Origin of the sequence: Pseudomonas sp. NPDC087346, from assembly GCF_044744235.1 — a bacterium.
Taxonomy (GTDB): Bacteria; Pseudomonadota; Gammaproteobacteria; order Pseudomonadales; family Pseudomonadaceae; genus Aquipseudomonas.
On record NZ_JBIUXX010000005.1, the window covers coordinates 184406 to 195240 of the forward strand.

9 protein-coding genes and 1 pseudogene are annotated in these 10835 nt (G+C 60.4%); 4 read left to right on the forward strand and 6 right to left on the reverse strand.

The genetic code is table 11. The annotated features are described in order from the left end of the window. The first annotated feature begins 1 nt into the window (after nucleotide 1). The 3 genes from ACIOZM_RS05465 to ACIOZM_RS05475 all read left to right on the forward strand — a co-directional run bounded on the left by ACIOZM_RS05465 (nucleotide 2) and on the right by ACIOZM_RS05475 (nucleotide 2959). Nucleotides 2–778, forward strand: a complete 777-nt coding sequence (locus ACIOZM_RS05465; RefSeq protein ID WP_401210386.1) for an ArsR/SmtB family transcription factor — start codon at nucleotides 2–4, stop codon at nucleotides 776–778. 70 nt (nucleotides 779–848) lie between these two features. Then, nucleotides 849–2069 (forward strand): putative DNA modification/repair radical SAM protein, encoded by a 1221-nt coding sequence (locus ACIOZM_RS05470; protein ID WP_401210389.1) that lies wholly within the window; start codon nucleotides 849–851, stop codon nucleotides 2067–2069. Beyond that, the gene (locus ACIOZM_RS05475; RefSeq protein ID WP_401210392.1) at nucleotides 2066–2959 is read left to right on the forward strand and encodes a TIGR03915 family putative DNA repair protein; all 894 of its coding nucleotides are present in this window, start codon (nucleotides 2066–2068) and stop codon (nucleotides 2957–2959) included. The genes ACIOZM_RS05470 and ACIOZM_RS05475 overlap by 4 nt, the downstream gene beginning before the upstream one ends. On the opposite strand, the pseudogene ACIOZM_RS05480 reads toward ACIOZM_RS05475, so the two are convergent. Further along, nucleotides 2919–3527, reverse strand: a pseudogene (locus ACIOZM_RS05480) (LysE family translocator). The gene ACIOZM_RS05475 and the pseudogene ACIOZM_RS05480 sit on opposite strands and share 41 nt — an antisense overlap. Before the next feature lie 105 nt (nucleotides 3528–3632). Between ACIOZM_RS05480 and ACIOZM_RS05485 the strand changes: the two are divergent. Then, entirely contained in the window at nucleotides 3633–4511 is an 879-nt protein-coding gene (locus ACIOZM_RS05485; RefSeq protein ID WP_401210395.1) for a LysR substrate-binding domain-containing protein, read from the forward strand. A gap of 52 nt (nucleotides 4512–4563) precedes the next feature. Here the strand turns inward: ACIOZM_RS05485 and ACIOZM_RS05490 are convergent, their stop codons facing one another. From ACIOZM_RS05490 to ACIOZM_RS05510, 5 genes are all read right to left on the reverse strand, one after another. Further along, the gene (locus ACIOZM_RS05490) at nucleotides 4564–5583 is read right to left on the reverse strand and encodes a branched-chain amino acid aminotransferase (RefSeq protein ID WP_401210399.1); all 1020 of its coding nucleotides are present in this window, start codon (nucleotides 5581–5583) and stop codon (nucleotides 4564–4566) included. Nucleotides 5584–5771: 188 nt separating this feature from the next. Further along, entirely contained in the window at nucleotides 5772–7145 is a 1374-nt protein-coding gene (lpdA, locus tag ACIOZM_RS05495; RefSeq protein WP_401210402.1) for a dihydrolipoyl dehydrogenase, read from the reverse strand. A 4-nt stretch (nucleotides 7146–7149) separates the two neighbouring features. Beyond that, a complete protein-coding gene (locus tag ACIOZM_RS05500; protein WP_401210404.1) occupies nucleotides 7150–8418 on the reverse strand; it encodes a dihydrolipoamide acetyltransferase family protein in 1269 nt (422 codons plus the stop codon). Beyond that, a complete protein-coding gene (locus tag ACIOZM_RS05505; protein ID WP_401210407.1) occupies nucleotides 8419–9477 on the reverse strand; it encodes an alpha-ketoacid dehydrogenase subunit beta in 1059 nt (352 codons plus the stop codon). Between the two features lies 1 nt (nucleotide 9478). Continuing rightward, nucleotides 9479–10714, reverse strand: coding sequence for a 3-methyl-2-oxobutanoate dehydrogenase (2-methylpropanoyl-transferring) subunit alpha (locus ACIOZM_RS05510; protein ID WP_401210409.1), 1236 nt, complete (start codon nucleotides 10712–10714; stop codon nucleotides 9479–9481). Between the last annotated feature and the right edge of the window lie 121 nt (nucleotides 10715–10835).

Consider the following 10835-nt stretch of genomic DNA (forward strand, 5'->3'; position numbering starts at 1 on the left):
TATGCACGCAGAACACCAAGACATCGGCGTCTCACAGGTGGCCGCCGCCATCGCCGAACCGGCGCGCACCAAAATCCTCTGCTCGCTGATGGACGGCCACGCTCGCACCAGCACCGAGCTCGCGGCCATCGCCGAGGTTAGCGCCTCCACCGCCAGCGCGCACTTGGCCAAACTCAAGGATCTGGCCTTGGTGCGCCTGCATGTACAGGGCCGCCATCGTTACTACAGCCTCGCCGACCAGCGAGTCGCGCAAGCGTTGGAGGCGTTGATGGTGATCGGCCAGAACGCTGCGCCGACCTTCAAACCGCACACGCCGGATCGTCTGCAATTTGCCCGCACTTGCTACGACCACATGGCTGGCACGTTGGCGGTTCTGCTGCACGACCGCTTGATCGAGGCGGGGTGGCTGATCGAGACCGATGAGCAGGCCTATCGCTTGAGCGACAGCGGCGAAGCATTGTTCGCTGGGTTGGGCATCGAGGTGCAGGACTTGAATACATTGCGCCGCAAGTTTGCCTGCCCGTGCCTGGACTGGAGCATGCGTCGGCCACATCTGGGCGGTTCGCTGGGGGCGGCGTTGCTGCAAACCGCGTTGAAGCGCAAGTGGGTGACGCAGGATCTGGACAGTCGGGCGTTGGCGTTGACAGTGCTGGGGCGCAAGGAATTCGGGAAGCGGTTTGGGGTGGAGTTGCCGATTGAAGATAAGGTCAAAAGATCGCAGCGTACCGCAGCTCCCACAGGAGATCGCGTACCCGTTTTAAACGCTGCGATATCTTGATCACGCTTTGCACCTTGTGCCAATCCAATAGACTCGATACTGTACGCATAACCAGTATCGAGCCGCCGCCATGCAAATCATCGACAAGCTCAGCATCCTCGCCGACGCCGCCAAGTACGACGCCTCCTGCGCCAGCAGCGGGGCGCCCAAACGCAGCTCCGAAGGCAAGAACGGGCTGGGTTCGACCAATGGCATGGGCATTTGTCACAGCTATACGCCGGACGGGCGCTGCGTTTCTTTGCTGAAGATTCTGCTGACCAATTTCTGCCTTTACGATTGCCAATACTGCGTCAACCGTCGCTCAAGCGACGTGCCGCGTGCGCGCTTCACGCCCGAGGAAGTCGTGGCGCTGACCATGGATTTCTACCGGCGCAACTGCGTCAGCGGGCTGTTTCTCAGTTCGGGGATCATCCGCTCGGCGGACTACACCATGGAGCAACTGGTGCGCGTGGCGAAGCTGCTGCGCGAAGAGCACGAGTTTCGCGGTTACATCCATCTAAAGACTATTCCCGAGGCCGATCCGGCACTGATCGCAGAGGCTGGGCGCTATGCCGACCGCTTGAGCGTCAATATCGAACTGCCGACCGATGCCAGTTTGCAGATCCTCGCTCCGGAGAAGCAGATCGGCTCGATCAAACAGGCTATGCAAACCATCTATACCGGCGAGCAAACCGTGCTCAACGAGCCTCGGGCGCCTAAGTTCGCGCCGGCCGGGCAGAGTACCCAGATGATCGTCGGCGCCGATGACACCGACGACAGCACAATCCTGCATGGCGCGCAGGCCTTGTACGGCAATTTCCGCCTGCGTCGGGTCTATTACTCGGCGTTCAGCCCGATCCCCGACAGCCCGAAAAGTGTACCGCTGGCCGCGCCGCCTCTAATGCGCGAGCATCGCTTGTATCAGGCGGATTTTCTCCTGCGCAGCTACGGCTACAGCGCTGGGGAGTTGCTCAAGGGGCCGGGCAATCTGGCGCTGGATATCGATCCGAAACTGGCGTGGGCGTTGCAAAATCGCGAGGTGTTCCCACTTGATCTGAACCGCGCCGAAGCCTCGTTGATTGCCCGTATTCCCGGCATCGGCCTGCGCACCACAGAACGTCTGGTGGAACTGCGCCGGCAACGGCGAATTCGTTACGAAGACCTGGCGCGCATGCGCTGCGTGCTGGCCAAGGCCAAGCCCTTTTTCATCACCAGCGACTACCACCCCCAGCAGGCGGAAGTCACCAGTCATTCGCTCTATCAGCAATTGCGCGACCGGCCCGCGCCGCAACAGATGGGGCTGTGGGGATGATCAATCTTGACTGTGATGATCTGTTCGACACCTGGCGGCAACAGGCGCGCTGGCTGCTCAGTCATGAAATTGATCCGAGTCTGGTGAGTTGGGCGTCGGAAGGTGTCGGTGATCTGTTCGCCAGTGACGTGGCTGTGCCTGAGGGGCAAGGGCCGTTTATGGCACGCATCCCGCGCGCGCTGATCGATACGCTGGAACAAGCCGCACGTTATCGCGGCGATCAGCGCTGGAGTCTGCTTTACGAAGTGTTATGGCGAGTCAGTCACGGTGATCGCACCGCAATGATGGCGGGCGACAAACTCGGCAGTGAGTTGCAGCGACGAATCAAGCAAGTGCAGCGTGAAGCTCATCATTTGCACGCGTTCGTGCGTTTCATCGAACGGCCGCAGGATCTGCCGGGTCCTCAATACGTGGCGTGGCACGAGCCGGCCCACGACATTCTGCAGAGTGCCAGCGAGCATTTCATCGGACGCATGGGCCGCCACCGTTGGTTGATCGCGACGCCACGTGACGGGGTTTATTACGATGGCGAACAGTTGATCCATCAGCGCCAATGCCCGGTGGAATGGCAGCAGCTGGCGCAGAACGTCGACGACCCGCATGGCGACCTGTGGCTGACCTATTACAGCCACATCTTCAACCCGGCGCGGTTGAATCCGAAAGTCATGCAAGGGCATTTTCCGGTGCGCTTCTGGAAGAACCTGCCAGAAGGCGAGTTGATTCCCGGCCTGATTACTCAGGCACGCACCGGCAAGCAACAAAACGGTCAGGCCAGCGGGATCGGCGGGCGGGTGGGCAAGCGAATCACCCTGAAACAGGTCGATGGCGGACAGCGAGAAGTCCGCCCGCTCAACGACTGGCCGATGCCATCAGCAGACCAAAACCGGTGAAGGTCACGCCCGAGATTTTCGCCACCAGCCAAGCGCCTTTCGGACTCGACAGCCAGCCTTTGGCAGCATTGGCCAGCAGGGCGTAGCTGCCGTGCACCAGAATCACCAACAGCGCATAAGACGCCACCAGTTTGAAAAACTGCGGATAAAACTACTGCGAGGTGTCGATGAACTGTGGGAACACCGCCAGAAAAAAGAAGATGGCCTTGGGGTTGAGAAACTGCAGTGACGCACCCTCCAGAAACCGATAGCCCGGGCGTGAAGGACGAACTTTTTGCAGGGCACTCGAACGATCCGAGCGCCAGCTCTTGAAGCCCAGATACAACAGATAAGCCGCTCCGGCATATTTCAGTACGGTAAAGGCAGTCGCCGAGGCGCTGAGGATCAGGCCGACACTGGTGGCGCTGAGGGCCGCCACTACCAGAGCGCCCGAAGCGATCCCGAAAATCCCCGGCAACGCTCCGGTCCAGCCCAGGCGCACGGCGTTGGACAGCGTCAGCGCTACTCCCGGGCCGGGGCTCAGAATTGTCAGGGCGGCGAACAGTACAAAGAGTCCGTAGCTGTGCATGGTGTTGCTCCGTCGAATCGCATGTCTGTGTGGAGGCAGATTGGCGTGACGACAAAGGTGTGACAAACGCTTTAAATGCAACGCATAGGTGACTAAATTAGACGCATGAAAAATCCATTGCCTCCGCTCAATGCTGTTCGTGCCTTCGCCGTGGCTGCTCGTCATCAGAGCTTTAGTCTGGCGGCCGAAGAGCTGCATGTCAGTCACAGTGCCGTCAGCCGCCACGTAAAACTGCTGGTAGAGCACTTGGGTGTTCTGTTATTCGAACGACGAATCCGCCAGTCCTTGCTGACCCCGGCCGGCGAGCGTTTTTACCAGCAGGTCAGCGCCGGTTTGGCGCAGATCGCCGATGCTGCTGCCGAAGCCAAGCAGCAGGCTGCGCGGCCAACGCTGAAAATCAATGTCCGGCCGTCCTTCGCTTTGTTGTGGCTGACGCCAAGGCTCGCGGACTTCTCGGCGCAGTATCCGCAGATCGACACGCAGGTGATTACTCAGACCCAATCGCCAGACCCGGCCAGAGATGACTTCGATATCGTCATCCGTCGCGGGCGTGACGACTGGGCGCCGACGCTTGAGGCGCACGCGCTGTTCGAAGACGAGTTGGTGTTGGTCGCGGCTCCGGCGTTGATTGAGCAAATGCCGCTGGCCGATCTTGCGGGTCTGAGCGCTCATACACTGTTGACCGTCAGGGCTCGTCGCGAAGACTGGCACCACTGGGCCAGGCACTTTGGACAGAACCAGAGCACCACGCAGGTTATCCGGCAGTTTGATTACATGCACCGGGTGCTTGACGCCGCGGTAGAGGGCGAGGGCATTGCGTTGTGTCCGAGCACGTTGCTCGGCACACATTTGTCGAGTGGTCGGCTGATCTGCCCGCTGCCGGATTTACGCATGCCGTTGCCACGTTATTACTACGGCGTTGCGCCGCAGGCGTCGGAGCACACAAACCTATTTGTGGAGTGGCTACAGAAACTGCAGCCATGAAAAAGCCCCCAGCGATTGCTCGATGGGGGCTTTTTTACGTCTGGCCGTCAGATCAAACCTTGACGATCCAGCCCGCTGGCGCTTCAACGTCGCCGGTCTGTACGCCAGTCAGCTCTTTGTAGAGCTTCTGAGTAACAGGACCCACTTCGGTTTCGCTATGGAACACATGCAGATGGTCGTTGTAGCTGATGCCACCAATCGGCGTGATCACCGCAGCGGTACCGCAAGCGCCGGCTTCTTTGAAGTCCGACAGCTTGTCGATCAGCACGTCGCCTTCAACCACTTCCAGGCCCAGACGCGATTTGGCCAGTTCGATCAGCGACAGGCGGGTGATGCCTGGCAGAACCGATGGCGAGCTCGGGGTCACGAACTTGTTGTCGTGGGTGATCCCGAAGAAGTTGGCCGAACCGACTTCTTCGATTTTGGTGTGGGTCATCGGGTCCAGATAGATTGCGTCGGCGAAGTTGGCTTTCTTCGCTTTCGAACCCGGCATCAGGCTGGCGGCGTAGTTGCCGCCGACCTTGGCTGCGCCGGTGCCTTGTGGGGCTGCGCGGTCGTAGCTGGAGATCTGGAAGTTGTGCGGGGTCAGGCCGCCCTTGAAATAGGCGCCGACCGGGATGCAGAAGATCGAGAAGATGAACTCCGGCGCAGTACGCACGCCGATGTTGTCACCCACGCCGATCACGAACGGACGCAGGTACAGCGCGCCGCCGGTGCCGTACGGCGGAATGAAGCGTTCGTTGGCACGAACCACTTCTTTACAGGCTTCGATGAACTGCTCGGTGTCGACTGTCGGCATCAGCAGACGCGCGCAGCTGCGTTGCATACGCAGGGCGTTCTGGTCCGGGCGGAACAGGTTGATCGAGCCGTCCTTGCAACGATAGGCCTTCATGCCTTCGAAGCACTGCTGACCATAGTGAAGGGCAGTCGAGCCTTCGCTGATGTGCAGCACGTTGTCTTCGGTCAGGGTGCCTTTGTCCCACTCGCCATCGCGAAAGTACGACAGATAGCGTTTATCGGTCTTGATGTAGTCAAAACCCAGCTTGTCCCAATTGATGCTCTCGTTACCCATGACACCCTCTATCACTGAACAACCGTCGAAACGGTTCAAGGCTTCTGACGTTTTTTGGATGGGCACAACAATACTTCATTCTTGAGCGGTTTCGCAGCCCGGACTATCGGATGACAGACAGATAATTCCGGTGCCCTCAAGAAATCGCTAGCAGGCTAGCTCCCACAGGGGAACGCATGCGATGAGGCCTACAGGTGCAACGCATGCCCCAAGGCACGCAACGCCGCTTCCTGCACCGCTTCACCCAAGGTCGGATGCGCGTGGATGGTGCCGCCGATATCTTCCAGCCGCGCGCCCATTTCCAGGCTTTGCGCAAACGCAGTCGACAGCTCGGAAACCCCGACCCCCACAGCCTGCCAACCGACAATCAGATGATTGTCCCGACGAGCGACCACCCGCACGAAGCCGGTTTTCGACTCCAGGGTCATCGCCCGGCCATTGGCCGCAAACGGGAAGCTTGAGACGATGCAGTCCAGACCAGCAGTCTTGGCTTCGTCCGGCGTCTTGCCGACCACCACCAGTTCCGGGTCGGTGAAGCACACGGCGGCAATGGCCGTCGGATTGAATTCGCGGGATTTGCCGCTGATCAGTTCGGCGACCATCTCGCCCTGAGCCATGGCCCGGTGAGCCAGCATCGGTTCGCCGCTCAAGTCGCCGATGGCGTAAACGTTGCGCATGCTGGTCTGGCAGCGGCTGTCGATCTTGATCGCTGAACCGTTCATCTCAAGATTCAACGCTTCGAGGTTCCAGCCCTGAGTGTTTGGCTTGCGACCGACGGCGACCAGCACCTGATCGGTCTCCAGATTCAGGGTGTCGCCATTTGGATCGCGAACCTGCAAGGTGCCGTCGAAACCCAGCACGCTGTGCTTCAAATACAACTTCACGCCCAATTGCTTTAGCGCGTCGTGCACCGGTTGCGTCAGTTCGGCGTCGTAGGCGGGCAGGATGCGATCCTGCGCCTCGACCACGCTGACCTCGGCGCCGAGCTTGCGGTAAGCAATGCCCAGTTCCAGACCGATGTAACCACCACCGACCACGATCAGGCGTTTTGGCACGGATTTCGGCGTCAGCGCTTCGGTGGACGAGATGATCGGCCCGCCAATCGGCAAGATCGGCAAGTTGACGCTTTTCGAACCGGTGGCCAGCACCAGATGCTCGCACTGGATACGCGTGTCGCCGACATCGACAGTCTTGCCGTCGATGACTTTGGCCCAGCCTTGAATGACCTGGACTTTGTTCTTTTTCAGCAGCGCGGCAACGCCGGTAGTCAGGCGATCAACGATGCCGTCCTTCCACTCGACGCTCTTGCTGATGTCGAGGGTCGGCGCCGCAACGCTGATACCCAGCGCCGAATGCTGACTGTGGTGTTGCGTCTGATGAAACTGCTCGGCGACGTGGATCAGCGCTTTCGACGGAATGCAGCCGATGTTCAGGCACGTACCGCCGAGGGACTCGCCCTCGACCAGAATCGTCGAAATACCCAGTTGCCCGGCACGGATCGCCGTTATATAGCCGCCGGGGCCGCCGCCAATGATCAGCAGCGTGGTGTTCAAAGTTTGCATGCCATCACTCCACAAACAGGGTGGCGGGTTGTTCGAGCAAGCCGCGAATGGCCTGGATGAAGAGTGCCGCGTCCATGCCATCGACCACGCGGTGATCGAAGGAACTGGAGAGGTTCATCATCTTGCGAATCACCACCTGGCCTTTGACGACCATTGGCCGTTCGACGATTTTGTTCACGCCGACGATCGCTACTTCCGGCAGGTTCAGCACTGGAGTGCTGACGATGCCGCCGAGGGCGCCGAGGCTGGTCAGGGTGATAGTCGAGCCGGACAGTTCATCGCGGCTGGCCTTGCCATTGCGTGCGGCGTTGGCCAATCGCGAGATTTCGCTGGCGCTGTCCCACAGGCTGCGCGCTTCGGCGTGACGCACCACTGGCACCATCAGACCAATGTCGCTTTGTGTGGCGACGCCGACATGAACTGCGCCGAGGCGAGTGATGACCTGGGCTTCGTCGTCGTAACGGGCGTTTATCTGCGGGAAGTCGCGCAGGGCGACGACCAGTGCGCGCACGAGGAATGGCAGCAAGGTCAACTTGCCACGGCTGGCACCGTGTTTTTCATTCAGGTGAGCGCGCAGTTCTTCGATTGCAGTGACGTCGATTTCTTCGACATAACTGAAGTGCGCGGCACGCTGAGTGGCGTCCTGCATGCGCTGGGCGATCTTGCGGCGCATGCCGATCACTTGAATCTGTTCTTCATCGTTACGCTGGGCGTAAGCCGCCGCGACCGGAGCCGAGGCGTTTGACTGACCTTGCGCCAGATAGGCGTCTAGGTCGTCATGCAGCACGCGACCGGCCGGGCCGGAACCGCGTACCAGACGCAATTGAATACCCAGATCCAGCGCGTGTTTACGCACGGCCGGGGAGGCCAGCGGACGTTCATCGGCCTCGCGGGCGACCATCGGGCCTTGGCAAACAGCCGCCGGACGCGGCGCTGCGGCAGCGGGTTTACTCTCCACGACAGCTTCGGCTTTCGTCGCAACAGGCTCTTTCACGGGAGCAGGCGCAGCCGACTCTTTCAGATTGCCCGCACCTTCAACTTCAATGCTGATCAGCACACTGCCGACCGCCATCACTTCACCCGGCTGACCGCCGAGCGCAATCACCTTGCCGTGTACCGGCGACGGAATATCGACCATCGCCTTGTCGGTCATCACGTCTGCCAGCACCTGATCTTCAACCACCAGATCGCCGACCTTGACGTGCCACTGCGACAGTTCTACTTCTGCGATGCCTTCGCCGATGTCCGGCATCTTGATAACGTGCGTGCCCATTCAGACCTCCATGACCCGTTTCAGCGCCGCGCCCACTCGGGACGGCCCAGGGAAATACGCCCACTCTTGCGCGTGCGGGTAGGGGGTGTCCCAACCAGTGACGCGTTCGATCGGCGCTTCCAGGTGATGGAAGCAATGCTCTTGCACCAGCGACACCAGTTCGGCGCCGAAACCGCAGGTGCGGGTGGCTTCGTGGACAACCACGCAGCGACCGGTTTTCTTCACCGATTTGACGATGGTTTCCAGGTCCAGCGGCCACAGGCTGCGCAGGTCGATGACTTCAGCGTCAACACCGCTTTCTTCGGCTGCGACTTGCGAGACGTACACGGTGGTGCCGTAAGTCAGCACGGTCACGTCCTTGCCCGGACGGGTGATCGCGGCGACGTCCAGCGGCACGGTGTAATAACCGTCCGGCACTTGTGCGGCAGGGTGTTTCGACCACGGGGTTACCGGGCGGTCGTGGTGGCCGTCGAACGGGCCGTTGTACAGGCGTTTTGGCTCAAGGAAGATCACCGGGTCATCGTTCTCGATGGAGGCGATCAGCAGGCCTTTGGCGTCGTACGGGTTGGATGGCATGACGGTGCGCAGACCGCAGACCTGAGTGAACATCGCCTCGATGCTCTGGCTGTGAGTCTGGCCGCCGTAGATGCCGCCGCCGCAAGGCATGCGCAGGGTCATCGGCGCGGTGAACTCGCCAGCCGAGCGATAACGCAGGCGCGCTGCTTCGGAGATGATCTGGTCGGACGCCGGGTAGACGTAGTCGGCGAACTGAATCTCGGCCACCGGACGCAGGCCATAAGCGCCCATGCCCACGGCGGCGCCGACGATACCGCTCTCGGAGATCGGCGCGTCGAACACTCGGGAGGTGCCGTACTTGTTCTGCAAACCTTCGGTGCAACGGAACACGCCGCCGAAGTAGCCGACGTCCTGGCCGAAGACGACCACGTTGTCATCGCGTTCAAGCATCACGTCCATGGCCGAGCGCAGGGCCTGGATCATGGTCATGGTGGTCGTGGTCATGGCGGTTTCCAGCTGGATTTGGTTGTTGTGATCGTTCATGTCAGATCCCCAACTGCTGACGCTGGCGCTTCAAGTGCTCCGGCATCTCTTTGTAGACGTCTTCGAACATGGTCGCAGCGCTTGGAATCTGGCCGCCGGCGAGGGTGCCGTACTGTTCGGCTTCTTTTTGCGCGGCGATCACTTGGGCTTCGAGTTCGGCGCTGACAGCGGCGTGCTCTTCTTCCGACCAGTGGCCGATCTTGATCAGGTGCTGTTTCAGACGGGCAATCGGGTCGCCGAGCGGGAAGTGGCTCCAGTCATCGGCAGGACGGTATTTCGACGGATCGTCAGAGGTCGAGTGCGGGCCGGCGCGGTAGGTGACCCATTCGATCATGGTCGGGCCAAGGTTGCGGCGCGCACGTTCGGCGGCCCAGGCAGACGCTGCATAAACAGCGTAGAAATCGTTGCCATCGACCCGCAGCGAAGCGATGCCGCAACCGACGCCGCGTCCGGCGAAGGTAGTCGCTTCACCACCGGCAATTGCCTGGAAGGTCGAGATTGCCCACTGATTGTTGACCACGTTGAGAATCACCGGCGCACGGTAAACGTGGGCGAAGGTCAGGGCGGTGTGGAAGTCCGATTCGGCGGTGGCGCCGTCACCGATCCACGCCGAAGCGATTTTGGTGTCGCCCTTGATCGCCGAAGCCATCGCCCAGCCAACGGCCTGGATGAACTGAGTGGCGAGGTTGCCGGAAATGGTGAAGAAACCGGCGTCCTTGACCGAGTACATGATCGGCAACTGACGGCCCTTGAGCGGATCACGCTCGTTGGACAATAGTTGGCAGATTAGATCGACCAGCGGCACGTCGCGAGCCATCAGGATGCTTTGCTGGCGGTAGGTCGGGAAGCACATGTCGTCGATGTTCAAGGCCAGAGCCTGTGCACTGCCGATGGCTTCTTCGCCAAGGCTTTGCATGTAGAACGACATTTTTTTCTGACGCTGGGCGACGACCATCCGGTTGTCGTAGATCCGCGTCTTGAGCATGGCGCGCATGCCCTTGCGGAGGATCTCGACCGAGACGTTTTCAGCCCACGGACCGAGGGCGTTGCCCTGGTCGTCGAGCACACGAATCAGGCCTCTGGCCAGGTCGGCGGTCTCGGCGGGTTCTACGTCGATTGGGGGTTTGCGCACCGTGCCGGCATCGGTCAGATGCAGGTAGGAGAAGTCGGTTTTGCAGCCGGGACGGCCCGAGGGTTCAGGGACGTGCAGGCGCAGCGGTTCATACGCTTGGGTCATGGCTTCTACGCTCGATCTTGTGAATTTCTTGTAGTGAGCTGGCAGTCATTCTTCGGTAGAAGAAATCTTGTCCTACAAGAATCATCGGCCCGGGCACGAAGAATATTTATCTCTGTGTCGT

Bases quoted from the DNA above. Each gene is read 5' to 3' on its own strand.
- ACIOZM_RS05475 (WP_401210392.1), top strand. From the start codon at position 2,066: ATGATCAATCTTGACTGTGATGATCTGTTCGACACCTGGCGGCAACAG.
- ACIOZM_RS05470 (WP_401210389.1), top strand. From the start codon at position 849: ATGCAAATCATCGACAAGCTCAGCATCCTCGCCGACGCCGCCAAGTAC.
- ACIOZM_RS05490 (WP_401210399.1), bottom strand. From the start codon at position 5,583: ATGGGTAACGAGAGCATCAATTGGGACAAGCTGGGTTTTGACTACATC.
- ACIOZM_RS05505 (WP_401210407.1), bottom strand. From the start codon at position 9,477: ATGAACGATCACAACAACCAAATCCAGCTGGAAACCGCCATGACCACG.
- ACIOZM_RS05500 (WP_401210404.1), bottom strand. From the start codon at position 8,418: ATGGGCACGCACGTTATCAAGATGCCGGACATCGGCGAAGGCATCGCA.
- ACIOZM_RS05485 (WP_401210395.1), top strand. From the start codon at position 3,633: ATGAAAAATCCATTGCCTCCGCTCAATGCTGTTCGTGCCTTCGCCGTG.
- ACIOZM_RS05510 (WP_401210409.1), bottom strand. From the start codon at position 10,714: ATGACCCAAGCGTATGAACCGCTGCGCCTGCACGTCCCTGAACCCTCG.
- ACIOZM_RS05465 (WP_401210386.1), top strand. From the start codon at position 2: ATGCACGCAGAACACCAAGACATCGGCGTCTCACAGGTGGCCGCCGCC.
- lpdA (WP_401210402.1), bottom strand. From the start codon at position 7,145: ATGCAAACTTTGAACACCACGCTGCTGATCATTGGCGGCGGCCCCGGC.